At 73.0% G+C, this 23,215-nt stretch carries 25 protein-coding genes; 15 read left to right on the plus strand and 10 right to left on the minus strand.

What is annotated here, in order from left to right; translation table 11 throughout:
* Positions 1-50: 50 nt before the first annotated feature.
* Both KB893_RS09150 and KB893_RS09155 read left to right on the plus strand, forming a co-directional pair.
* Complete coding sequence (locus tag KB893_RS09150; protein WP_338026915.1) at positions 51-1,673, plus strand: alkaline phosphatase; 1,623 nt, start codon at positions 51-53, stop codon at positions 1,671-1,673.
* Positions 1,674-2,102: 429 nt separating this feature from the next.
* Positions 2,103-2,477, plus strand: coding sequence for a hypothetical protein (locus tag KB893_RS09155; RefSeq protein ID WP_211924902.1), 375 nt, complete (start codon positions 2,103-2,105; stop codon positions 2,475-2,477).
* A gap of 160 nt (positions 2,478-2,637) precedes the next feature.
* Here the strand turns inward: KB893_RS09155 and KB893_RS09160 are convergent, their stop codons facing one another.
* Together KB893_RS09160 and KB893_RS09165 are read right to left on the minus strand one after the other, a co-directional pair.
* Positions 2,638-3,534 (minus strand): NAD(P)/FAD-dependent oxidoreductase, encoded by an 897-nt coding sequence (locus tag KB893_RS09160; RefSeq protein ID WP_211924903.1) that lies wholly within the window; start codon positions 3,532-3,534, stop codon positions 2,638-2,640.
* Positions 3,524-3,988 carry an RrF2 family transcriptional regulator gene (locus KB893_RS09165; RefSeq protein WP_211924904.1) on the minus strand — a complete coding sequence of 155 codons (465 nt, stop codon included), beginning with the start codon at positions 3,986-3,988 and terminating at the stop codon, positions 3,524-3,526. Before KB893_RS09165 ends, KB893_RS09160 begins: the two co-directional genes overlap by 11 nt.
* 125 nt (positions 3,989-4,113) lie before the next feature.
* On the opposite strand from KB893_RS09165, the gene KB893_RS09170 reads away from it, so the two are divergent.
* Both KB893_RS09170 and KB893_RS09175 read left to right on the plus strand, forming a co-directional pair.
* Entirely contained in the window at positions 4,114-4,362 is a 249-nt protein-coding gene (locus KB893_RS09170; RefSeq protein ID WP_211924905.1) for a DUF4287 domain-containing protein, read from the plus strand.
* A gap of 48 nt (positions 4,363-4,410) precedes the next feature.
* Positions 4,411-5,730 carry a glycoside hydrolase family 2 TIM barrel-domain containing protein gene (locus KB893_RS09175; RefSeq protein ID WP_211924906.1) on the plus strand — a complete coding sequence of 440 codons (1,320 nt, stop codon included), beginning with the start codon at positions 4,411-4,413 and terminating at the stop codon, positions 5,728-5,730.
* Between the two features lie 146 nt (positions 5,731-5,876).
* Here KB893_RS09175 and KB893_RS09180 read toward each other — a convergent pair whose 3' ends face one another.
* Positions 5,877-6,713 carry an AraC family transcriptional regulator gene (locus KB893_RS09180; RefSeq protein ID WP_211924907.1) on the minus strand — a complete coding sequence of 279 codons (837 nt, stop codon included), beginning with the start codon at positions 6,711-6,713 and terminating at the stop codon, positions 5,877-5,879.
* Between the two features lie 107 nt (positions 6,714-6,820).
* On the opposite strand from KB893_RS09180, the gene KB893_RS09185 reads away from it, so the two are divergent.
* From KB893_RS09185 to KB893_RS09200, 4 genes are all read left to right on the plus strand, one after another.
* The gene (locus KB893_RS09185) at positions 6,821-7,249 is read left to right on the plus strand and encodes an organic hydroperoxide resistance protein (RefSeq protein ID WP_211924908.1); all 429 of its coding nucleotides are present in this window, start codon (positions 6,821-6,823) and stop codon (positions 7,247-7,249) included.
* A 64-nt stretch (positions 7,250-7,313) separates the two neighbouring features.
* On the plus strand, positions 7,314-8,255 hold the full coding sequence (locus tag KB893_RS09190; protein ID WP_211924909.1) for an alpha/beta fold hydrolase: 942 nt from the start codon (positions 7,314-7,316) through the stop codon (positions 8,253-8,255).
* 162 nt (positions 8,256-8,417) lie between these two features.
* A complete protein-coding gene (locus KB893_RS09195) occupies positions 8,418-9,530 on the plus strand; it encodes an alpha/beta hydrolase (protein WP_211924910.1) in 1,113 nt (370 codons plus the stop codon).
* A 67-nt stretch (positions 9,531-9,597) separates the two neighbouring features.
* A complete protein-coding gene (locus KB893_RS09200; RefSeq protein WP_211924911.1) occupies positions 9,598-10,005 on the plus strand; it encodes a YkvA family protein in 408 nt (135 codons plus the stop codon).
* 15 nt (positions 10,006-10,020) lie between these two features.
* Here KB893_RS09200 and KB893_RS09205 read toward each other — a convergent pair whose 3' ends face one another.
* The gene (locus KB893_RS09205) at positions 10,021-10,917 is read right to left on the minus strand and encodes a DMT family transporter (RefSeq protein WP_211924912.1); all 897 of its coding nucleotides are present in this window, start codon (positions 10,915-10,917) and stop codon (positions 10,021-10,023) included.
* A 53-nt stretch (positions 10,918-10,970) separates the two neighbouring features.
* The gene (locus tag KB893_RS09210; RefSeq protein WP_211924913.1) at positions 10,971-12,383 is read right to left on the minus strand and encodes a serine hydrolase domain-containing protein; all 1,413 of its coding nucleotides are present in this window, start codon (positions 12,381-12,383) and stop codon (positions 10,971-10,973) included.
* A gap of 258 nt (positions 12,384-12,641) precedes the next feature.
* Between KB893_RS09210 and KB893_RS09215 the strand changes: the two genes are divergently transcribed.
* Positions 12,642-13,175 carry a hypothetical protein gene (locus KB893_RS09215; RefSeq protein WP_211924914.1) on the plus strand — a complete coding sequence of 178 codons (534 nt, stop codon included), beginning with the start codon at positions 12,642-12,644 and terminating at the stop codon, positions 13,173-13,175.
* Positions 13,176-13,245: 70 nt separating this feature from the next.
* Here KB893_RS09215 and KB893_RS09220 read toward each other — a convergent pair whose 3' ends face one another.
* The 3 genes from KB893_RS09220 to stpA all read right to left on the minus strand — a co-directional run bounded on the left by KB893_RS09220 (position 13,246) and on the right by stpA (position 15,306).
* Positions 13,246-13,524, minus strand: coding sequence for an SWIB/MDM2 domain-containing protein (locus KB893_RS09220; protein WP_211924915.1), 279 nt, complete (start codon positions 13,522-13,524; stop codon positions 13,246-13,248).
* Between the two features lie 203 nt (positions 13,525-13,727).
* Positions 13,728-13,907 carry a CsbD family protein gene (locus KB893_RS09225; RefSeq protein ID WP_211924916.1) on the minus strand — a complete coding sequence of 60 codons (180 nt, stop codon included), beginning with the start codon at positions 13,905-13,907 and terminating at the stop codon, positions 13,728-13,730.
* Positions 13,908-14,022: 115 nt separating this feature from the next.
* Positions 14,023-15,306, minus strand: coding sequence for a glucosylglycerol 3-phosphatase (stpA, locus tag KB893_RS09230; protein ID WP_211924917.1), 1,284 nt, complete (start codon positions 15,304-15,306; stop codon positions 14,023-14,025).
* A gap of 116 nt (positions 15,307-15,422) precedes the next feature.
* Between stpA and KB893_RS09235 the strand changes: the two genes are divergently transcribed.
* Complete coding sequence (locus KB893_RS09235; protein WP_211924918.1) at positions 15,423-17,291, plus strand: EAL domain-containing protein; 1,869 nt, start codon at positions 15,423-15,425, stop codon at positions 17,289-17,291.
* Here KB893_RS09235 and KB893_RS09240 read toward each other — a convergent pair.
* A complete protein-coding gene (locus KB893_RS09240; protein WP_377730144.1) occupies positions 17,224-17,775 on the minus strand; it encodes a sugar O-acetyltransferase in 552 nt (183 codons plus the stop codon). The two genes, KB893_RS09235 and KB893_RS09240, sit on opposite strands and share 68 nt — an antisense overlap.
* Before the next feature lie 122 nt (positions 17,776-17,897).
* On the opposite strand from KB893_RS09240, the gene KB893_RS09245 reads away from it, so the two are divergent.
* From KB893_RS09245 to KB893_RS09255, 3 genes are read left to right on the plus strand one after another with little or no spacing between them, the layout of a single operon-like run.
* A complete protein-coding gene (locus KB893_RS09245; RefSeq protein ID WP_211924920.1) occupies positions 17,898-19,361 on the plus strand; it encodes an ATPase domain-containing protein in 1,464 nt (487 codons plus the stop codon).
* 44 nt (positions 19,362-19,405) lie between these two features.
* Positions 19,406-19,849: a hypothetical protein gene (locus tag KB893_RS09250; RefSeq protein WP_211924921.1), complete on the plus strand. Its 444-nt coding sequence runs from the start codon at positions 19,406-19,408 to the stop codon at positions 19,847-19,849.
* Positions 19,846-20,421, plus strand: coding sequence for a sensor histidine kinase (locus tag KB893_RS09255; protein WP_211924922.1), 576 nt, complete (start codon positions 19,846-19,848; stop codon positions 20,419-20,421). The genes KB893_RS09250 and KB893_RS09255 overlap by 4 nt, the downstream gene beginning before the upstream one ends.
* Positions 20,422-20,437: 16 nt before the next feature.
* Here the strand turns inward: KB893_RS09255 and pncA are convergent, their stop codons facing one another.
* A complete protein-coding gene (gene pncA, locus KB893_RS09260; RefSeq protein ID WP_211924923.1) occupies positions 20,438-21,049 on the minus strand; it encodes a bifunctional nicotinamidase/pyrazinamidase in 612 nt (203 codons plus the stop codon).
* Between the two features lie 149 nt (positions 21,050-21,198).
* Between pncA and KB893_RS09265 the strand changes: the two genes are divergently transcribed.
* Both KB893_RS09265 and KB893_RS09270 read left to right on the plus strand, forming a co-directional pair.
* Positions 21,199-22,812 (plus strand): carboxylesterase/lipase family protein, encoded by a 1,614-nt coding sequence (locus KB893_RS09265; RefSeq protein WP_211924924.1) that lies wholly within the window; start codon positions 21,199-21,201, stop codon positions 22,810-22,812.
* A 30-nt stretch (positions 22,813-22,842) separates the two neighbouring features.
* Positions 22,843-23,082 carry a histidine kinase gene (locus KB893_RS09270; protein WP_211924925.1) on the plus strand — a complete coding sequence of 80 codons (240 nt, stop codon included), beginning with the start codon at positions 22,843-22,845 and terminating at the stop codon, positions 23,080-23,082.
* Positions 23,083-23,215: the final 133 nt, after the last annotated feature.

Raw genomic sequence — 23,215 nt, forward strand, 5'->3', positions numbered from 1 at the left:
CACTCGGCGGTTTCGTGTCCCGCGGTCGCGGGCACGCGTCGATCCGGGGAGTGGAAACCACAGTGAAGAACCTGCCGAAGTCCGATCGCGCCGTGGGAACGGGAACGCACCTGCGCATGCTGGCGCGCGCCTGCGCCGTGGGCGCGCTGGCGCTGGCGCTGGCCGGCTGCGCGAGCCTGCCGCGGGCCGACCAGGCGCCGCGCGCGCGCAACGTCATCGTCATGATCAACGACGGCGCCGGCTGGGGCACCTGGGACGCCGCCGCCTACTGGCAGTACGGCCGCCGCGATGGCGCGCCCTACGCCGCCTTCCCCGCCCGCTACGGCATGACCACCTTCCCGCTCAACACCGACGGCGCCCCCAGCGGCGACTCGGCGTCGCGCATCGGCTACGACGCGGCCCGCGCCTGGGACGTCGCCGCCACCGGCGACCTCGTGCTGCCCTTCGCCGGCTACCGCTATCTCGCGGAGGCCGCGACCGACAGCGCCGCGGCCGGCACTGCCCTGGCGTCGGGAGTGAAGACCTACAACAGCGCGATCAACCACGACAACCACGGCGACCCGGTCGAGCCGGTGTCGTTCCTGGCCAAGGCGCAGGGCAAGGCCACCGGCGTGGTGACCAGCGTGCCGTTCTCGCACGCCACGCCCGCGGCCTTCGGCGCGCAGAACGCCTCGCGCAACGCCTATCACGAGATCGCCCGGCAGATGCTGTCGGAGGGCCGACTCGACCTGATCATGGGCACCGGCGCGCCGGGCTTCGACGTCAACGGCATCGCCTGCGACGCCTCCGCCGCGAACGGCGGCGGCACCGGCTGCGATGCGCCGGACCAGTTCATGGCGATCGCCGACTGGACCCGGCTCGCCGCAGGCCGCTATGGCGCCGACGAAGGCGGCCATCGCTGGCGGCTGATCCGCGAGCGGGCGGAGTTCGTCGCGCTGGCCGACGGCAGCCTGCGTGTGGACGGGCCGCTGATCGGCCTGCCCGAGGTCGCGATGACCCTGCAGCAGGCGCGCGAGGCCGATGTGGTCGGGCGCGACCCGGCCACGGCCTCCGGCACCGCGCCGGTGGCGACGGTGCCGAGCCTGGCGACCATGACCCGCGGCGCGCTGCGGCACCTGCAGGCGCGCTCGGACGCGGGCCTGTTCCTGATGGTCGAGGGTGGCGCCACCGACTGGGCCGCGCACACCAGCCGCTGCGGGACCGAGTGGAACTACGGCGCCTGCGGTTCGGAGCCGGAGTACGGCCGCCTGATCGAGGAGACGGTGGACTTCAACGACGCCGTGGCCGAGGTCGTGGCCTGGGTCGAGGCCCACAGCAGCTGGGACGAGACGCTGCTGGTGGTCACCACCGACCACGACAACAGCATCCCGCTGGGGCCCGACGCGCAGGCGCAGCCGTTCCAGCCGGTGGCCAACCGCGGCAAGGGCCGCATGCCGGGCATCACCTTCCGCCGTACCGGCGGGCACGCCAACGGCCTGGTGCCGCTGTGGGCCAGGGGCGCGGGCGCGGAGCATTTCGCCGCGCTGGTGCGCGGCCGGGATCCCGGCTACGCGCGCCACGTCGGCCTCAACGACGGCAGCTACGTCGACAACACCGACGTCGCCCGCCTGGTGCGTGCGGCGCTCGCGGGCGAGCGGCCGATGCGATCGACTGACGCCATCAACGCGCGTTGAGCCGGAAGTGCCGCGGCCCCGGTGACCCCGCTAGCGTCGCCGGCGCCGAGACCGGCCTCACCGACCGCGCCGGCAAGCCGCCGCTGCACGTGCCGCGCGCACCGATACCGGCGCCGTCGTGCTCCAGCTCCTGCAGACTGGCGCCGCGCTAACGAGGATCACCGCACCCGAAACCCCGTTCCAGTCCTAGTACTTCCCGATCGCCAAGGCGGTGCTCGACACGCAGTCTCGCCCACACGCTGCGCGATCGCGGCGTGGCCCAGCTTGGAGCGCACGAGGTACCACTGGAGGCGAACGTGGTGCGTCGTACTGGCGGCATGGCCGGTGGCACTATTGGCGCCGTCACTGCAAGCACCAACTGCATCAAGTACGGGTGGGGAAAGTGCATAGAACGAGCTGCCACGCGGTGCAGACCTCGGAGATCAGCAGATGCGCCTAGGCAAGGCCCTCATGGCAATAGCACTCATGATGCCCGTGGCCGCTCTCGCTGATCCACCAGTTGCTCAGTATCAGGTTCTACGAAGAACCGCGGCTTCGTTGCATCTTGATGATCCGGAGGGAGATGCGCAGCGCAGTGTCTCCGAGGGCGATACTCGCTTCATCGGGATCACCGACTACAGCTGCCATCCGCCGGGCAGGCATGGAACGCGCCTAGAAGCACTGGTGGAGTTGCATGGTCTCCGGTGCCTCGCTGGAACGAGCGACGCATTGGAGAGCGCGGAGCATGCGCAGCTGCAGCGGGAGCTTTCCGTGTATGGGATTGCTTACAACCGTGCGCTGATGAAGCTGCTGACAGCAGACTAGCGGCGCGGAGCGCATGGCTTGAAGCAGTCGCCGGTACACACGGCGTCCGTGTAGGGCGCTTACGCTTAGAAACCGGCGAGAGAGCTTGGCAGCTGCATTGACTGTTCAGAGCGAAGGCCATCCCCGGCGTCTTTGCATCTTTGGGTCTGGACGCACGGCGTCAGCCGAACACCAGCGTGCGGTGCGCCGAGATGCCGGCGGCGACGCCGTCGGCGCAGGCGAAGGTGACGCTGTGCGCGGCGCGGGTGATGTCGCCGGCGGCGAACACGCCCGGGACGCTGGTGGCGCGCTGCTCGTCGGTGCGCACGAGGGGGCCGAACGGACCGGCGTCGATCGCGCAGCCGAGGCGCTCGGCGATGTCGCTGTTGAGGCGCGTGCGCGGGGCGAGGAACAGCGCGTCGATCGCTGCCGCGCGTCCGTCCTCGAGCTCGATCGAGGCGAGTGCGGTGCCGTCGCCGTGCACGGCCCGCACCCGCGCCGTCTCGATCTCGATGCCCCGGGCGCGCAGCGGCGCGAGCGCGTCCGGGTCCGGCAGGGCGATGCCATCGAGATAGAGCGTGGTCGGTCCCCACTCGGCGACGAGCTCGGCCTGGTGCAGCGACATCGGCGACACCGCGAGCACGCCCAGGCGCCGGCCGGCGAACTCGAAGCCGTGGCAGTAGGGGCAGTGCAGGACGCTGCGGCCCCAGCGTTCGGCGAGGCCGGCGATCTCCGGCAGGCCGTCGGCGATGCCGAAGGCCAGCACCAGCTGCGCGGCCTCCAGCAGGTCGCCGGTGGCCAGCCGCACGCGGAAGCCTGCATCGCTGCGTTCGGCGTCGACGGCACGGCCCTGCACGAACGACGCCGTCGGATACGCGGCGACCTGGGCGCGCGCCGTGGCCAGCATCTCGCCGGGCACGCTGCCGTCCTGCGCGAAGAGGCCGTGCGCGTGTGCGGCGAAGCGGTTGCGCGGCAGGCCGGTGTCGATCACGCAGACCCGCCGCCGCGCGCGGGCGACGTAGAGCGCGGCGGACAGGCCGGCGAAGCTGCCGCCGACGACGATGACGTCATGACGCATGGGCGTTCTCCAGATCGTGGGTGCCGCCGCGGGCGAGCAGACGCGCGTGGAAGTCGGCGCTGAGCGCGGCGAGGGTGACGTCGCCCAGGCGCGCGAGCAGGCGCGCCTCGGCACCGCGGAAGGCCTCGTCCAGGGCGGCGTTGACCGCCTCCTCGACCAGGCAGCCGGGCGCTTCGGTGCGGTGGCCCATCGCCAGCAGCGACGGCGCGCCGAGCGCGTCGTAGATGTCGCGCAGGGTCACCGTCGAGAGATCGCAGGCCAGCGACCAGCCGCCGCCGTGGCCCTTGTCCGAGCGCACGTAGCCCTGCTCGCGCAGGCCGGCCATGATCCGGCGGACCACCACCGGGTTGGTGCACATGGCCCTGGCCAGCGCCTCGGAGGTGACCGGCCCCTCGCGCTCGGCCATGTGCAGCAGCACATGGAGCACGCCCGACAGTCGGCTGTCCCGTTTCATGGAACATACGATGTTGCATGAAATCGTCCGGGTCAAGCCGGCGCGTGCAGGACGGGTTGATCCGGATGTCGATCCGTGCCCCGGGAGATCGACCAGGAGCAGTCGATCCCACCAGGAGCACCGCGATGACGAATACGCCGCCGCCAAAGGGTCCTGCGTCCTACTTCCCTTCGATCGAGAAGACCTACGGCAGGCCCGTCGCGCACTGGCTGGCGATCCTCGACGGCCTGCGCGACCGCCCGCACATGCAGCGCGTGGCCGTGCTGAAGAGCGAGCACGGGCTGGGCCACGGTCACGCCAATGCGCTCGTGGCCCACCATCGCGCGCGGGACGCCGCCGGCCATGCGGACGGGACGTCGACGGCGAAGGCCTAAGATGCTCGACCCCCGGCCGACGCCCGGCCGACCACGAGGATCTTTCGCATGCGCAAGCGCGCCGCCCTGCTCGCCGCCGCCCTGCTCGCCGCGTCCGCCGCCGCCCAGGCCGCGGACGGTGCCGAACGCCAGCCATCGCAGGTGCGCATCGTCGAGGAGGACGGTCGCTACCGGCTGCTGGTCGACGGCGAGCCGTTCCACATCCGCGGCGCGGGCGGTTCGAGCCGCCTGCAGGAGCTGGCCGCGCGCGGCGGCAACTCGTTCCGCACCTGGCGCCCGGAGCCGACCGAGGCCGCGACCTTCGCCCTGCTCGACGAGGCCCAGCGCCTGGGCCTGAAGGTGACCATGGGCCTGGAGGTCGCGCGCGAGCGCCACGGCTTCGACTACGACGATCCCGACGCCGTCGCCGCCCAGCTCGCGCGCCTGCGCGAGGAGGTCGAGGCCTACAGGGACCATCCGGCGCTGCTGATGTGGGCGGCGGGCAACGAGCTGAACCTGGAGGCGACCAACCCGGCGGTGTGGGACGCGGTCGACGACATCGCCGAGATGATCCACGAGGTCGATCCCAACCACCCGGTGATGACCACGCTCGCCGGCATCGGCAGCGACACCATCGCCGAGATCAAGGCGCGGGCTGACTCGCTCGACCTGATCGGCGTGCAGCTCTACGGCAACATCGACACCCTGCCGACGGCGCTGGAGGAGACGCGCTGGACCGGGCCCTACGTGGTCACCGAGTGGGGCCCGACCGGGCACTGGGAGAGCCCCGAGACGAGCTGGGGCGCGCCGGTCGAGGACACCGCCACCCGCAAGGCCGAGCTGCTGCAGGAGCGCTACCGGCGCGACATCGACAGCGACCGCACCCAGGGCCTGGGCTCCTACGTGTTCCTGTGGGGCAACAAGCAGGAGCGCACGCCGACCTGGTACGGGCTGTTCCTGCCCAGCGGCGAGGCGACCCCGGGCGTCGACGCCATGCAGCGCCTGTGGACCGGCTCGTGGCCGGCCAACCGCAGCCCATCGATCACGCCGCCGCTGCTCGACGGCCGCGGCGCGACCGACAGCGTGACCCTGGCGCCCGGCGCCACGGTCGAGGCGCGCGTCGAGGCCGCCGATCCCGACGGCGACGCGCTCGCCTTCCGCTGGTACGTGCTGGAGGAGAGCACCGCCACCTCGACCGGCGGCGATCCCGAGGACGTGCCGCCAGAGGTCGCCGTCGCGACGACCGAGACGGCGCCCGGTCGCATCCGCCTCACCGCGCCCGCGGAAGCCGGCAACTACCGCCTCTTCGTCGAGGTCCGCGACGGCCACGACCATGCCGCCTACGCCAACCTCCCGTTCCGCGTGCAGGCCGGCGCGGCGGACGACTGACCGGGCTGCGCCCGGGTTCGCGCAACCTGCTCCCTCCCCTGCGGGGGAGGGCTGGAGAGAGGGCGCAGCCGCGGCCTGGATCCGGATGAGGGAATGCCGCGCTTCGCGCGCCCCCCTGCCGACCGCGCCCCGCCCCTGCGCCAGAGTCAGACGGACCCCGCCTCCCGTGCCTGCCTCCACGCGCGCGGCGACAGACCGCACTGCGCCTTGAACGCGCGCGACAGCGCGGCCTCGCTGCCGTAGCCGACCTCGTCGGCGATCACCTTGAGCGGGCGGCCTTCGCCCAGTGCCTGCTGGGCCAGGCCGATGCGCCACTGCTGCAGGTAGCCGCCCGGCGTCTGCCCGACGGTCCCGCGGAAGGCGGCGGCGAAGCTGCTGCGCGACATTCTCGCGACCTCCGCGAGCGCATCCAGGCTCCAGTCGCGCGCGGGGATCTCGTGCATCGCCACCAGCGCGTGGCGCAGGCGCGGATGGGCGAGGCCGGCGAGCAGGCCGACGCGCGCCTGGCCGTCCTCCATCAGGTGCCGCAGCACCTGGATCAGCACCACCTCGAACAGGCGGTCGAGCACCGCGCGGCGCCCGCAGTACTGCTGGAACGCCTCCTCGAACAGGACGCCGAGGATCGGTGTGGCGCCGGCGAGCGCGCCCAGGGGCAGGCACACGAAGGCCGGCAGCGCGGCCAGCACCGGGTTGCCGGCACCGCCATCGAAGCGCAGCCGCGCACAGGCGAAGTCCGCGCCGCGCGCGGGGTCGGTGACGAAGCGATGCGCCAGCGGGCGTGGATACAGCAGCAGGCTCGGCACCTCGACCCGCGCCGCGACCGCGCCGCCGTGGACCACCTCGACGCCGCCGCTGCGCACCAGGTGCAGCTGCCCGCTGCCGTCTTCCGCCGGCAGGTCGTTGATGCCGCACAGCGCCCCGGTGTGGAAGACCTCGGCGTGCACCGCGAAGCGCGCGAGCAGGGCATCGAGCCGGTCGACCATTTGAGACTCCAAGTCAAGTCGTGAGGACGGAAAGCCACCTTGCGTCCCGGTGGCGGGCGCATCGTACCCCTCGCCGACCGGCAACCACCACGACCACGGAGATTCCCATGTCCCTCGACACCGTCCTCTACACCGCGCATGCGTCCGCCACCGGCGGCCGCGACGGCCGCGCCACCAGTTCCGACGGCGCGCTCGATGTCCGCCTCGCCACGCCGCGCGAACTCGGCGGCGCCGGCGGCGACGGCACCAACCCGGAACAGCTGTTCGCGGCCGGCTATTCGGCCTGCTTCCTCGGCGCGCTGAAGTTCGTCGCCGCCCGCGAGAAGGTCGCCCTGCCGGCGGATGTGCGCATCGACGGCGCGGTCGGCATCGGCCCGGTGCCGACCGGCTTCGCCATCCAGGTGGAACTGCGCATCCACGTGCCCGGCCTGCCGCGCGAACGGGCGCAGGCGCTGGTGGACGCCGCCCACGTCGTCTGCCCCTACTCCAACGCGACGCGCGGAAACATCGACGTCGCGCTGGTCCTCGCCGACTGAGCCATTCCCACGCGGCCGGCGCCGCGGCCCCGAGCCGCGCCCGGCCCCTTCTCAGGAGAACCCCATGAACACGCTCACCCGCAGCCTCGCCGCAGCCCTGCTGCTCTCCCTCGGCCACGCCGCGCCCGCCGCCGCGGAGGCCGCGCGCGCCACCCCCCCGGCCGCCAGCGTGCGCCAGTCCAGCGACATGCTGACCATGCGCGACGGCACCCGCATCTACTACAAGGACTGGGGCAGCGGCCAGCCCGTGGTCTTCAGCCACGGCTGGCCGTTGAACTCGGACAGCTGGGAAGCGCAGATGCTGTTCCTCGCCGACCACGGCTACCGCGTGATCGCCCACGACCGCCGCGGCCATGGGCGCTCCAGCCAGCCCTGGACCGGCAACGACATGGACACCTACGCCGACGACCTCGCCCAGGTCATCGAGGCGCTCGACCTGCACGACGCGGTGCTGGTCGGCTTCTCCACCGGCGGTGGCGAGGTCGCGCGCTACATCGGCCGCCACGGCACCGACCGGGTCAGGAAGGCGGTGCTGGTCAGCGCGGTGCCGCCGCTGATGCTGAAGACGCCGGCCAACCCCGGCGGCCTGCCGATCGAAGCCTTCGATCTCCTGCGCGAGGCCTCGCTGGCCAACCGTTCGCAGCTCTACCTCGACATCGCCAGCGGCCCCTTCTACGGCTTCAACCGCCCGGGCGCGACGCCGTCGCAGGGCCTGGTCCAGTCGTTCTGGAGGCAGGGGATGATGGGCGGCCACAAGAACACCTACGACTCGATCGCGGCGTTCTCGGCCACCGACTTCACCGCCGACCTCAAGCGCTTCGACGTGCCGACCCTGGTGATCCACGGCGACGACGACCAGATCGTGCCGATCGACGCCGCCGGCCGCGCCTCGGCGAAGCTGATCGCGGACGCCCGTCTCATCGTCTATCCCGGCGCGCCGCACGGCCTCACCGCGACCCATGCCGACCGGCTCAACCAGGACCTGCTCGACTTCGTCCGGGAGTGAGCACGCCCCACCGCCCGCACGCCAGGACGGGAGCGCGGGCGGTGGGGTTTCCGCCGGATCCGCCCGCGGCGTGCAGGCCGTTGCGCACGGTGACTTCCAACAGGCGGCGCGAGGGGCTGGCGGTGGCAAGGTCGGATGGGTCCGTCTTCCATGGAGGCACCCATGCGGTCCCTACACGCCTTCGTCCTGCTGTGCGTGGCCTGCCTCGTTCCCGAGGCGCGCGGCGACGCCTGTGCCGATACCTCCGCGCTCGCCGACGCGCGCGAGGTGGTGGCCGACCTGCACCGCATCGTCGCCCCCGGCGGCGTGCAGGAGGCCTACGCGGCCGAGATCGGCGGCATTCCGCAATGGCTCGACGTGCGCGGGCAGGACCGCGCCAACCCGGTGCTGCTGTTCGTTCACGGCGGTCCGGCCGCGCCGGTGGTGCCGACGCTGTGGCAGTTCCAGCGCCCGATCGAGGAGTACTTCACCGTCGTCAACTGGGACCAGCGCGGCGCTGGGCGCACGCTCGGCCTGAGCGATCCGGAACATTACGCCGACACGCTGCGCATCGGCCGCTACGTGCAGGACGCGATCGAGGTCGCCGAGCACGTGCGTCGGCGCTACGGCAAGGACAAGGTGGTGCTGATGGGCCACAGCTGGGGCACGATCGTCGCACTGCGTGCCGCGCTGGAACGGCCGGACCTGTTCCACGCCTACGTCGGCATCGGCCAGGTGATCGACGTGCGCGAGAACGAGCGCCTCAGCTACGGCTACGGCCTCGCCCAGGCCAGGGCGCACGGCAACGCGGAGGCGCTGCGCGAACTGGCCTCGATCGCACCCTATCCCGGCGACGCGCCGATCACCCGCGAGCGCATCGTCATCGCCCGGCGCTGGGCGCAGTTCTACGGCGGACTGAGCGCGTTCCGGGAGACGTCCGGCTACTACTTCGACGGGCCGCTGCTCTCGCCCGGCTATGCCGACCGCGATCGCTGCGCCATCGACGCCGGCAGCCTGTTCACGCTGCAGCGCGTGCTGCCGGAGTTCCTGGAGGTCGACTTCGGCGAGGTGCGGGCGCTGGAGGTGCCGGTGGTGATGTTCATGGGTCGCCACGACTACACCACGCCCTCGGCGCCCACTGCCGCCTGGCTGGAGCGGCTGGAGGCCCCGTACAAGCGCGGCGTGTGGTTCGAGCGCTCCGCGCACATGATCCCGTGGGAGGAGCCGGGCCGGATGCTGGTGAGCCTGGTCGAACTCGTCCGGCCGCTGGCGACCGACGCTCCGCCCGCGCACTAGCGCCTTCGCATTTCCGCACGCCCCCGCGCGGCAGGATGGCGCGCACCGACCGTGCGACGGAGGAGTCATGGCCAGGATCGATCTGCGCCGCATGCGCGAGGAGCTGCTGCGGCGCGCACGCAGTGTCACCCCCGAGGACATCGACCGCGTCCTGAACCGGCGCGGCGCGATCGAGGGCAAGTTCATCGACAGGGGCCCGCTGCGCCGTTTCCTCGGCGATGCGCGCGCGCTGTTCTCGATGATCAACGACTACCGCCGCGGCCGCTACCGCTCGCTGCCGTGGACCACGATCGCCGCCGCGGTCGGCGCGCTGCTCTACGTACTGAGCCCGATCGACGTGCTGCCCGACTTCATCCCGGGCCTCGGCCTCATGGACGATGCCGTCGTCATCGGCCTGTGCCTGAAGGCGATCCGCAGCGACCTCGAGGACTACCTGCGCTGGAAGCGCGCGGCGCCGGTCGGCGACGACGCCTGATCCCGCTGCGTGCGATCACGGCGGTGGCGGGGCCTGTCCGGCCCGCACCCGCTCGCGACGCATCAGGTAGAGCCCGCTGGCGACGATGATCGCCGCGCCGAGCCAGGTCGGCGCATCGGGCAGCACCCGCCAGACCGTCAGGTCCATCAGCACCACCCAGACCAGCCCGCTGTACTCCAGCGGCGCGATCTGCGAGGCCTCGCCGAGCCGGAACGCCTGGGTCAGCGCCACCTGTCCGAGCGCCCCGGCGATGCCGACCACGGCGATGGCCGGCGCGTCCTCGACGCGCAGCGGGCGCCAGTCCGCCCACGCCAGCGCGCCGGCGCCCACCGTCAGCAGGGCCAGGAACCAGAACACCATCGCCTCGGTGCTGTCGCGCTGCGCCAGCAGGCGCACGGTGATCGCCGCCGCGGCGTAGCACAACGCCGCCAGCAGCAGGGCCAGCCCGGCGATGCTGACCAGGCCCTCGCCGCGCGGCCGCAGCACGACGAGCACGCCGGCCATGCCGATCGCGATCGCGGTCCATCGACGCGGCCCGACGCGCTCGCCCAGCAGCGGCACCGCCAGTGCGGTGATCAGCAGCGGCGCCACGAACACGATCGAGTAGGCGGTCGCCATCGGCATCCGCGCCAGGCCGTAGACGAAGCCGAACATCATCGCGATGCCCAGCGCGCCGCGCAGCAGGTGCAGGCGCCAGTGCACGCGCAACAGCGTCGCGCCGCGTCCGCGCAGCAGCACCCAGGCCAGGATCGGCGGCAGCGCGGCGGCGCCGCGCAGCGTCGCGACCTGCAGCGGCGGATAGTCCGCGGCGAGCCACTTCATCCCCCCGTCCATCAGCGCGAACAGGAACACGGCGGCGAGCATCCACAGTGCCGCGCGGCGCTGCGGGTCGATGGCGGGAGCTGGAGGCATGCAGGCGGTCCGCGGAGCGGCAAGCGTAGCCCACCCCGGGATCTCCCGCGGTCTCAAGGCTCCGGATCGGGGACCGGGGCTTCCTGCGCTGTCGCGGGTACGTCCGCGAACGCCATGGCCACGGCCTCCCCGCGCGTGCGCGGGATCGCACGCACCACCCCGTCGGCATCGCGGACGAAGCGGATGTCGAAGCCACGCCAGTGCAGGGCGCCGTCGACGTTCGGTGTCAGGTGGAACGACCAGTAGGCCGAACGCTCAGGCATGCGCAGCAGCATTCCGCCGCGCGCCGCGTCGAGGGCGATGTCGACGCGGCCGAAGTCGGGATGGGCGTAGCGACCGGCCAGCGCCCGGTGCGCGTCGGCCAGTGCGACCTCGGCCGGCCGTGCTTCCGGCGGCGCGGGTGCGGGGCCGCGGACGATCGCCCGCAGCGTCGTATCGAGATCCAGCACGGGATAGCTGAAGAGATTGCCGACGAAGGTGATGGAGACGTCGTCCTCCGGCCAGGCGATCGCCGTCGCCGCGTAGCCGGGCAGTGTCCCCTGCACCGACACGAACCGGTCCCCGCCGGACCCGCCAGCGTCGATGGAGCCGAGAGGATCGTCGCCCACGAACAGCCCGGGATGATCGCCGCGCGCCAACGCCCGGACCCACCGCGCCAGATCCGAGGCAGTGGTGATCAGCCCCGAGCTGCCGACCTCGAGCGGTGCGGGCACCGGGTGCATCACTCCGGTCGGGGCCGGGCCCGCGGTGTAGGGCAGGGCGCCGCGTGCGAAGTGGTCGGCGGTGTGGATGTCGATGCGGCTGTCGAGCATGCCCGCGGGCGCGAGCACGTAGTGCCGCGCAGCCTCGGCGAAGGGCATGCCGGCCGCGGCGGCCGCGACCTGGGCGAGCAGCGCATAGCCCACGTTCGAATAGCGCTCCTCGCCGGGCGGCCGGAGCGCCTCGGGATGACCGGCCAGCCACCCGGCTGCGCCGCCGGGGACCGCAGTCATGTCCACATCGTCGGGAAAGTCCCGCGGCAGTCCGGCGCGGTGGCGCAGCACCGCCTCGATCGTGATCCCGTCGTGGCCGTGCAGCGCGGGCAGATGGCGGCCGACTGCGTCGGCGAGCGTGATCCGGCCGTCGTCGCGCAGGCCCAGCAGGGTCGCCGCGACGATGCCCTTGGTGACCGAAGCGGCGCTGTAGAGCGTGTCCGCCGCGTGCGGCGTGCGGTGTTCGAAATCCGCGAAGCCGTAGCGACGTTCGGCGATGAGCCTGCCGCCGCGCTCGACACGCACGATCCCGGAGATGTCCGAGGTGGCGGCCAGCGGCGCGAACCAGGCGTCGATGCGCGCCGCGACTTCGCCGGCGAGCGCGTCCCCGCCCTGCTGGTGCACCCGGGGCGGGGTGGCCGGCGTGGATGGCCCGGCGGCAGCGCCGCCGGACACCGCGACGGCGAGGCAGAACGCGAGGGTGCGAAGGCGCATGCAGGCTCCTGGTGGGCGAGGGACGCGCTTGTGTGGATGCCGGCTGTGCTGCCCGGCCCGACCTGGCGCCACGGCGCCAGCCCGATGCGGATGGTGCGAGCGCGCCTGCCTCCCGGGCATGGCCGCTTTGTCACTGCTCCCATCGGCAGGGTCGGCGGCCACGGCGGCGTGGTTCACCGGCGCTCAACCGCGCCTGCGGCAGCGTCCGCCGTGCCGGCGATGCGAGGCGAGTCCGGGAATCCCTAGGGAGGTGCGTCGATGGAAGCGCGGGAAAGGGTGCTGGGCGAGGCGTCGCGCAGCAAGGTGGTGGCGACGTTCGCGAATCGCGGGCGGGCGCAGGCGGTCGCCGAGGCCCTGCGCGGGCACCTGCATCTTGCGCCGGACCGGGTGACCATCGCGGCGCCCGGGGGCGTCGATCCGGGCCGCGCGGTCGAACCGGAGCAGGCGGGAATCGCGCGCACCGCGGTGCGTGCGCATGTGACGCTCGGCATCCTCGGCGCCGTCGTCGGCGCACTGGTGTTCGTGGTGCTCCTGCTCGTGGGCGTGCCGGCGGTGGTCGCCTCGCCGGGCGCCGCGGCCGCGGTCATCATCGTGCTCGGCACGGCGTTCGGCATGCTGCTGGGCGGCCTGGTGACGCTGCGGCCCGACCACGACCGTGCGATCGAACGCACGCACGAGGCGGTCGACAGCGGGCGCACCGCGCTCATCGCCCACGCGGCGTCGGCGGAGGAGCGGGCGCGGATGATGGCCTTCCTCGAGGCCGAGGGCGGCGAGCCGACGCGGACGCTCTAGCGCCCGCCGGAAACGCGAACGGCCCGGCGCATGGGCACCGGGCCGTCGTCGTGGAGCGCGGAAGCGACGGTCAGCTGACGTGCTTGGAGATCAGCTTGTTCATCTCGAACATGGTGACCTTGTCGGCGCCGAAGATCGGGCGGAGCGTGTCGTCGGCCAGGATCTCGCGCTTGTTCTGCGGGTTCTGCAGATCCTTCTTCTTGATGTAGTCCCACATCTTGCTGACGATCTCGCTGCGCGGCAGCGGATCGGGACCGGTGATCTTGGCCAGTTCGGCCGACGGCTTGACCGGCCGTGCGAGGCCGCCGCCGGCCTGCTTGCCCGATCCGCTTGCTTTCTTCTCTGCCATGCCTGTCTCCTGTGGATTCGATGCGGACGTACGCTGCGTGGCGGACAGGGTAGCGTGAACTCGCTTCCGGCGTGGGTGCGGCGGGCGGAGGAGCCCGCACTTCCTGACGCCCGGTCGGCCCCCCGCCGGGCACGGAGCGCGGATGCCGGACAAGGAACGGGCCGCCGAGGCGGCCCGTTCCGGATCACGATCCGCCCGCTGCCTCAGGGCGCACGCCGGGCGCGGTCGTTGCTCTCGCCGATGTCCTGCTGGACCTTGCCGGCGTTCTTCTGCAGCTTGCCCTCGAGTTCGCCGGACTTGTTGCCGGTGAACTTGCCGGTGGTTTCCTTCAGGGCGCCCTTGACCTGGTTCTTGGCGCCCTCGGTGCGGTTCTTGTCGACCATGGTGTCTCCTCCTCTGCACGGTGCAGGTAGGGCGGTTCTAGGCCTGCCCGGTGAAGACGGGCGTGAATCCGCAGGTCGCCCGCGGGCAAGCGTTCAGCCCCGGAGAGGACGCCGTTCAGCGGGCGCGCATGCTCCGTCGCCTTGCCAGTTCGCAGAAGAAGGCGACGTAGTCGGCGTGCCCGCCGGGGAACACCACGTCCAGGCGCAGCGGATCGTCGCGGTCGCTGATGCCGGCGAACGCGGGCCAGGGGTCGAGGTCCGGCCGTTCCGCGCACCGCCGCAGCAGGTCCGCATCGACACCGGGCCGGCGCACCTCGCCGCGGCTGCTGTCGATGTAGACCACGCTGGCGGGCCGGTCGAAGGCCGCGCCCAGCTCCTGCACCAGGGTAAGGAAGCCGCGGTCGCTGCCGCCGCGCAGCCAGCGGGTACGGCCATCGACGGTCTCCGGGTGCGAGGTCACGGTGTCGCCGACGCCGACGATGTGGGGCAGGCGGGCCGGGTCGAAGTGCTCGCGCGCCAGCCGCAGCAGGGCCTCGTGCCCGCGCGGCGCCTGCCGCGCATTGAAATGCTCGCCCAGCGGCCAGCTGCCGGTGTGCTGGCGGTAGTAGTGGTTGAGGATCACCAGCACGCCGACCTCCTTCACCGCGCCGGCGAGCATGAACTGGAAATCGGTGGTACCGGCGTGGTCGCCCTCGGCGTAGCGGATGCGCTCGTTGCCGGCGTCGTCGCGGCCGAGGTTGGGGGCGTAGTGCACGAAGAAGGAATCGCCCAGGCCCGCCGCGGTCGCCTCCTGCAGCAGCTGCCCCATGAAGGCCTCGACCTCGCGCTGCAGCTGCCGGTACAGCGCGGCCCGTTGCAGGAAGCGGTGATGCAGGGTGTTGAGGTTGACCGTCGGCGAGACGGGGTTGTCGAGCACGCTTGCCGCGACCAGGCGCTCCAGTTCGTCGTCGCCGATCGCGTACGGCGGCGCGCTGAGCAGCCCGGCAAGGAAGGCGCCGGCACGCTCCGGCACCCCCTGCAGGAAGGCGAGTTCGGCGTCGGTGACGCCGGGGTGCGACACGCGGCCGAAGCGATCCTGCAACTGCACCCCGCCGCCGGCCAGTCCGGGCAGGTAGAAGCCCTGCTCGCGCGGATGCTCGGGCGCCTCGAAGGCCTGCTCCACGATCGCATTGAGGCCGCGGCTGCCGATGTGCTCGCCGTTGGTGAGCACGTAGAAGTGCCCGGCGAGGCGCCGTGCGGCGTCGACGTAGCGGCGTTCGATGCGACGGGTGAGCGGGTCGCGGACCAGGCCCATGCACACGCCGTCGAGGTCCTGGATCAGCAGCAGGTCGTCGGTGGCGGCGAGGGTCTCGAGCAGGCCGGCGTGGTCGAGGGAGAACGCGGGAGTCGGTGCATGCATGCCTGCATGGTAGCGAGCCGGGCGGGGGGACCAAGCGCACGACCGGGAGATGTGAACGAGGCGCCGCCGCGGGCCGCGCATGCTCAAGCTCCCGCTGCGCCCGCCGATAGTCGGGGATGGCCGATACTCCACCCCCTCTCGGCGAGCAGGAGCGGCTGCGCATCCTTCGGGAGCTGTGCATCCTCGACACGCCCGACGATCCCGCGCTCGACCGCGTCTGCGAGCTGGCGGCGGCGTTGTTCGAGGTGCCGATCGTGCTCGTGTCGCTGGTCGACGAGCACCGCCAGTGGTTCAAGGCGCGCGTCGGCCTGGGAGCGCGGCAGACGCCGCGCGGGCAGGCCTTCTGCGCGCATGCGCTGGACCGGACGGATGCGCTGGTGGTGCCCGATGCGGCATGCGATCCGCGCTTTGCGGCCAACCCGCTGGTGACCTCCGCACCGCACATCCGCTTCTATGCCGGCTGGCCCTTGCGCACCGCCGAGGGTGCGGTGCTGGGCACGCTGTGCCTGATCGACCGGGTGCCGCGCCACGACTTCGGCGCACCGGCGCAGGCACTGCTGGAGAAGCTGGCGGCGCTGGTGCTCACGCGCATCCATACGCTGCGCTCGTTCGGCCATTCCGACCGTCTCACCGGGCTGCCCAACCGTCTGCGCTTCGCGGAAGAAGTGCTGCACCGGAGCCGGAACGCGGGGATGCGGCCGGGCGCGCTCGCGCTGCTGGCGATCGACGTCTGCGGGACCTCCTACTTCGGCAACATGTCGCGTGCGCTCGGCTACGCCTACGGCGAGCAGTACCTGCTGCGCGCGCAGGCGCGGCTCGCCGCGGCGCTGCCGCCGGGCACGCCGCTCTACCGCATCGACACCACCTGCTTCGCACTGTTCCACGACGTGGCCCGCCATGGCGCCGCCGACGCGCGCGCGGCGGAGCTGGCGGCCGCCTTCGCCGAGGCGGTGACGCACGCCGGCATCCCGCACAGCGCGCGGCCCTGCATCACCCACCTGCCGCTCGCGGCGGACGTGGATGCCGACGACCTGGTGCGGCGGCTGATCACCGCGCTCGGCTGCATCCGCGAACGCGGCGAGATCGTCGGCGACTACGAGGAGGGCTGGGACGTCGCGCAGCGGCGCAGCTTCCAGATCCTCTCCGGCCTGCCGCAGGCCCTGCTCGCCGCCGACCAGCTCTCGCTGCACTACCAGCCGCGGGTGGACCTGGCCAGCGGGCGCTGCCTCGGTGCCGAGGCGCTGCTGCGCTGGCGGCATCCGCTGCTGGGCGAGGTGCCGCCGTCGGAGTTCGTGGCGCTGGCCGAGAACACCGAGCTGATGCGCGAGCTGACCCGCTGGGTGCTCGAGCAGGCCGCCGCGCAGATGCGGCGCTGGCGCGACGCCGGCCGCAACCTGGTGCTGTCGGTGAACGTCTCGCCGGTGGACCTCGACCACCCCGGCTTCGCCAGGCGGGTCGCAGAGGCGCTGGCGCGTCACGACGTGCCCGGCGCCGCCCTCGAACTCGAGTTCACCGAGAACGCCCTGCTGCGCAGCCCGCAGCGGCTGCAGGCCAATCTCGAGATCCTGCGCGCGCTCGGCGTCGGCGTGGCGATCGACGACTTCGGCACCGGCCGCAACAACCTCAACACGCTGCGTGCGCTGGCCGGCGCGGCGCTGAAGATCGACCAGAGCTTCCTGCGCGCGATCGGCGAGGACACGACCAACCGCACCATCGTCCCCGCCCTGCTCAAGCTGGGGCGCGACCTCGGTCACCGCACCGTCGCCGAGGGCGTGGAGACCGGCGAGGCGCTGGAGCTGATGCGGGCCTGGGGCTGCGACGAGGCCCAGGGCTACTGGATCGCGCGACCTCTGCCGGTGGCCGGATTCGAGGCGTGGCTCGATGCACGGCGCGACATGCAGCCCTCCACCAGCGCCCTCAGCCCGGCGCCCGCAGCCGCGCCGGATTGCCCATCGCCGTCGCCCCGGCAGGCACATCCCGCGTGACCACGGCGCCGGCGCCGATCGTCGCGCCGTCGCCGATGCGCACGCCCGGAAGGATGATCGCGCCGCCGCCGATCCAGACATCGGCGCCGATCGACACCGGGCGCCCGGACTCGAGTCCGGTCCGCCGCGTGTCCGGGTCGCGCGGGTGGTCGGCGGTGTAGATCTGCACGGCGGGTCCGACCTGGGTGCGGTCGCCGATGTCCACCCCGACCACGTCGAGGATGACGCAGCCGAAGTTCATGAAGACCTCCGCGCCGATGCCGATCTGGGTGCCGTAGTCGCAGTGGAACGGCGGTCGGATCGCCGCGCCGGGACCGACCGCGCCCAGCCGCTCGCACAGCGCCGCATGACGCGCAGCCGGCGGCGCGGCGAGCAGCGCGTTGTAGCGCGCCAGCCACTCGCGGCAGGCCTGCGCCTCGGCCTGCAGCTCCGGATCGCCGGCGTGGTAGAGCTCGCCGGCGAGCATCTTCTGCCTCTCGGTCATGGTCATGGCGGTGCCTCTGCGGGGATGGACGAGTCTGGACGGGGTCGTCGCACCGCCTCTACACCATGGATCGACCGGAGATGTGACAGAGTCGACACCAACGCTGGCGCTGGAGTGTGCCGATGCAGGCGGTCGAGGCAGGCGAGGATCGTGTCGGCACGGGAGTGGCCGGGCTCGACGACATCCTGGGCGGCGGGCTGCCGCGCGGCGAGCTGCACCTCGTTCGCGGCGATGCCGGGACCGGCAAGACCACGCTGGGGCTGCAGTTCCTGCTCGAGGGCGCGGCGGCGGGGGAGCGGGCGCTGTACCTGAGCTTCGCGCAGTCGCAGACGGGGCTGCGCAGGATCGCCGCCGCCCACGGCTGGTCGCTGCAGGGGGTCGAGGTCCTCCAGCTTCCCGGCGCGGATGCCGGCGCCGGTCGGCAGGAACAGACGCTCTTCCATACCGCGGATGTGGAGCTGCGCGAGGCCACCGCCGCCGTGATCGAGGCGGTGGAGCGGGTACGGCCGGAGCGCGTGGTGATCGACACCATGACCACCCTGCGCCTGCTCGCCGACGGCGGGTTGCGCTACCGGCGCCAGCTGCTGGGCCTGCGCGGCTTCTTCGACGCCCGCCCGTGCACCGTGCTGCTGCTCGACGGCGCCGGCCAGGACGCCGCGCTCGACGACACCGTCTACGGCATCCTGCGGCTGGAGCGGGTCGTCCCCGAGTACGGGAACGTCCGGCGCCGCCTGTCGGCGGTCAAGATGCGCGGCGTGGAGTTCCACGGCGGCCACCACACCTTCCGCATCCGCACCGGCGGCATCCAGGTCTATCCGCGGCTGAAGCCGGCCTGCATGGATACGCCGGGCAACTGGGAGGTGCGGACCAGCGGCGTGCGCGGGATCGATGCGCTGCTGGGCGGCGGGCTCGAACACGGCACCGCCTGCCTGGTGGTCGGCCCCACCGGCACCGGCAAGACCTCGGTGGCGACGCTCTACGCCTACTCGGCCGCGCGCAACGGCGAGACGGCGGCCGTGTTCTGCTTCGACGAGCGCCGCGAGACGTTCCTGATGCGCGCCCGCGGGCTCGGCATGGACCTCGAGCCGCTCCTCGAACGCGGCACCCTGATCCTGCGCAGCGTCAGCACCGCCGAGTTCGCGCCGGGCGAATTCGCGCAGATCGTGCGCGAGGCGGTGGAGCGCCAGCGCGCCCGGGTGGTGATGCTCGACAGCCTGACCGGCTACTTCCACGCGATGCCGCAGGAAGAGGCGCTGCTGGCGCAGATGCACGACCTGCTCGCCTATCTCGGCCGGCAGGGCGTGCTCTCGCTGCTGGTGGTCGCGCAGCACGGGATTGCGGGCGACCACATGCGCGGTCCGCTGGACGTCAGCTACATGGCCGACGCGGTGGTCCTGCTGCGCCACTTCGAGGCGGACGGCCAGGTGCGCAAGGCGATCTCGGTGCTCAAGAAGCGCAACGGCTCCCACGAGAGCACGATCCGTGAACTGCTGCTCTCCGGCGATGGAGTGGCGGTGGGCGAGCCGATCGCCGGCTTCGTCGGGCTGCTCTCCGGCAACCCGACGCTCCGGCCCGAGGCGCGCTGAGCGGGGGCGCGATGGACGCCGGCGCAGGGAGCGGAGCGGCAGTCATGGTGCTGGCGCCACTCGGGCGCGACGCGGAGCTGGTGCGCCGGACGCTGGCGGAGGCCGGACAGGCCTGCCGTGTCTGTCCTTCGATGCACATCCTGGACGCCGAGCCGCTCGACGGGATCGCGGTTCTCGTGGTCACCGAGGAGGTGCTCTCGACGGAGGCCCTGCGCCTGCTGCGCGCGCGGCTGGAAGCGCAGCCGCCGTGGTCGACGCTGCCGCTGATCGCCTTCAGCGCGCGCGGAGGCAGCGGCGCCGCCTGGGCCGGACTCGAGGCCTGCACCTCCGCCGGCCTGGTGCTGCTGGAGCGGCCTATCCGGATCGAAAGCTTCGTGTCGATCGTGCGTGCTGCGGTGGCGGCGCGGCGGCGCCAGTTCCAGCTCCGCGACGAGCTCGCCGCACGGGCTGCGGCCGAGGCGCCGCGCGGATGCTGGCAGGGGAGATGAGGCACCGCATCAAGAACTCGCTGGCCCTGGTCGGGTCGATCGCGGTGCAGACCTTCCGCGGCGATGCGCCGGCCGGCGCCGCGATGCCGCGCTTCATGGAGCGACTGAAGGCGATCGGGCGTGCGCAGGACGTGCTCACCGGCGACGGCGAGGTCAGCGCGCAGCTGCGCGAGCTGGTCGAGCGTGCGCTGGAACCGCATCGCGGCGGCGACTGCCGGCGTTTCCGCATCGAGGGGCCGGACCTGCGCCTGCCGGAGGCCAGCGCCACCGCGCTCGCCATGGCCCTGCACGAGCTCGCGACCAACGCGCTCAAGTACGGCGCGCTGTCGCGCGACGACGGCTGCGTCGTCGTGCGCTGGTGGGTGCAGGCGGACGGCAGCGGCGGAGAGCTGCGGATCGAATGGCGCGAGCAGGGCGGGCCACCGGTGGTGTCGCCGGCGCGGCGCGGCTTCGGCTCCGGCCTGGTGGAGCGTGCGCTCGCCGCGGAACTGCACGGCCGCTGCGTCATCGCCTTCGAGCCCGCGGGCGTGGTCTGCGAGATCCGCGCGCCGCTGCCGCGCGTCGCGGGCTGAGGCTCGGGTCGCGGCCTCAGCCGGCGAGGGATTCCGCAGGTGCGACGGTCACGCCCAGCGTCCGCAGCGCCCCGGCGGTGGCGGAGAACTCCGCATCCGACAGCGCGCGCGTCGCATCGGCGACGATGGCGGTGCGGAAGCCCAGGCCGGCCGCATCGCGCGCGGTGTAGGCGACGCAGACCTCGGCGGCGAGGCCGGCGACGTGGACCTCGTCCACGGCCATCGCGCGCAGCCACTCGCCCAGGCCGGTGCGGTGCCTGCGGCCGTTGTCGAAGAAGCCGGAGTAGCTGTCGACGCGCGGGTCCATGCCCTTGCGGAAGATCGCCGCGACCGGGCCCACGTCCAGCGCCGCGGCGAAGGCCGCGCCGTCGCTGCCCTGCACGCAGTGGTCGGGCCACAGCGTCTGCGCGATGCCGTCGAGCTCGATGCGCTCGAACGGCGCGCGTCCGGCGTGCTGCGAGGCGAAGCTCATGTGCGTCGGCGGATGCCAGTCCTGGGTCGCCACCACCAGCGGATAGCGGCGGACCAGGGCGTTGACCACCGGGAGGATGGCGTCGCCGCCGGCCACCGGCAGGCGCCCGCCGGGCAGGAAATCGTTCTGAATGTCGACGAGGACGAGGGCGCGCATGGCAGAGGGACGTGGGGGGAGCCGCGATGGATACCCGAGCCGGGCGTCCATGTCCAAAGCCTCGCGCACGCGGCGGATGCGCATCGTCGCGGCGCGACCGGACCGGCATCATGGCGATCCCCGCGTCGCACGCGCCCGGCCCGCCCGCCATGCCCCGTCGTTTCCGCCTCTGCCTCCTGCTCCTCGGCGCCGCCGTCGTGGCCGCCTGCGCGCAGCGGCCGCCCGCGCCGCCGACGGCGCCGGAGATCGCGGTCGACGGCGGACGGCTGCGCGGCGAGCGCGGCGACGGCGTCGAGGTGTTCCGCGGCATTCCGTTCGCCGCGCCGCCGGTCGGCGGCAACCGCTGGCGCGCGCCGCAGCCGGTGACGCCCTGGCAGGGGGTGCGCGAGGCGACCGCGTTCGGGCCGGACTGCATGCAGCTGCCGTTCCCGGGCGATGCCGCGCCGCTGGGCGTGACGCCGGCGGAGGACTGCCTCTACCTCAACGTCTGGCGTCCGCCCGCAGCCGATGCCGCCGCGCTGCCGGTGCTGGTGTGGATCTACGGCGGCGGCTACGTCAACGGCGGCGCCTCGCCGGCGGTGTACGACGGCAGCGCCTTCGCGCGCGACGGGGTGATCCTGGTCAGCTTCAACTACCGCGTGGGCCGCTTCGGCTTCTTCGCGCATCCGGCGCTGAGCGCGGCGGCGGAGGGGCCGCTCGGCAACTACGGGCACATGGACCAGATCGCGGCGCTGCAGTGGGTCCGCCGCAACATCGCGGCCTTCGGCGGCGACCCGGGCAACGTCACCGTGTTCGGCGAATCCGCCGGCGGTGGCTCGGTCCTGAACCTCGCCATCGCCCCACCCGCGCAGGGCCTGTTCCGGCGCATGGCGGTCATGTCGGGCGGCGGCCGCTCGCTGATGGGGCCGCTGCGCGACCTCGACATCGACCGCCCGGGCCTGCCCTCGGCCGAGACCGTCGGCATGAACTTCGCGCGCGGCGTCGGCATCGCCGGCACCGGCCCCGAGGCGCTGCGGGCCCTGCGCGCGCTCCCGGCCGAAAGGGTGCGCGGCGACCTCAACCTCGGCAGCCTCATGGCCGCGCCGGCGGTGGCGCCGACCTGGGCCGGCGGGCCGTTTCGCGACGGCCCCGTCGTCGCGGCCACGCCGGAGGAGGCCTACGCCGTTCGCCAGGCGCCGCTGCCGGTGCTGATCGGCAGCACCAGCGCGGACATCGGCTTCGCCTTCGCCGCAGACATGGAGGCGCTGTTCGCCCCGTTCGGCGACGCCGCGGCGCGCGCCCGCGCGCTCTACGACCCCGACGGCAGCGGCGACCTGCGTGCGGTGGCGGCGCGCGTCGGCATGGACCGGACCATGACCGAGCCCGCGCGCTACATCGCCGGGCGCACGACCGCCGCCGGCGGGGCCGCCTGGCTGTACCGCTTCGGCTACGTCGCCGAGGCGCTGCGCGACCGCGTGCCCGGCGCGCCGCACGCCAGCGAGATCCCCTACGTGTTCCAGACCCTGGACGCACGCGACGGTCCCGCGCCCAGCGCCGACGACCGCGCCATGGCCGCCGCCGTCCACGGCTACTTCGTCTCCTTCGCCCGCGACGGCGACCCCGACCGCGCCGGGCTGCCGCATTGGCCGCGCTACGATGCGCAGCAGCACGCCCTGCTCGAATTCGGGCGGACCGGCGCAGTCACCGCCGGTCCCGATCCGTGGACCGAGCGCCTGGACCTCATCGAGGCGCAGGCCGAGGCGGTATCGCGGGATGTGGATTAAGGTCGTCGCCTCTCCGCCCGGCTCACGCGCATGCCCGACGACGTCGCCGCCCACATCGCGGCCCTCGAGGCCGACCGCCAGCGCGTCTCGCGCCTGCTCCACGACGACATCGGCCAGGCCCTGACCGCGGCCGTGCTCAACCTGCAGTTCGCCGGCGACGCCCCGCTCGACCCGGACAGCCGCGACGAGGTGGTGGCCGAACTTAGGGGCGCCATCGCCCGCCTGCGCGACATCTCCCTGGCGCTGGGGAGGCCGCTGGATCCCTCCTGAGCGATCGACCGGCCCTGCCGGGCGGCCGCGACTCCTGCGTCGGCGTGCACGGGCACGGGCTCGCGCGCCGCCAGCGCAGGTGCGCGTGGCGCTCTTCATGCAGGTCTTGCTGGTGTACTCCCTCCCCCTCGTG

It is taken from the genome of Coralloluteibacterium stylophorae, from assembly GCF_018122625.2.
In the GTDB taxonomy this organism is placed as follows: Bacteria; Pseudomonadota; Gammaproteobacteria; order Xanthomonadales; family Xanthomonadaceae; genus Coralloluteibacterium; species Coralloluteibacterium stylophorae.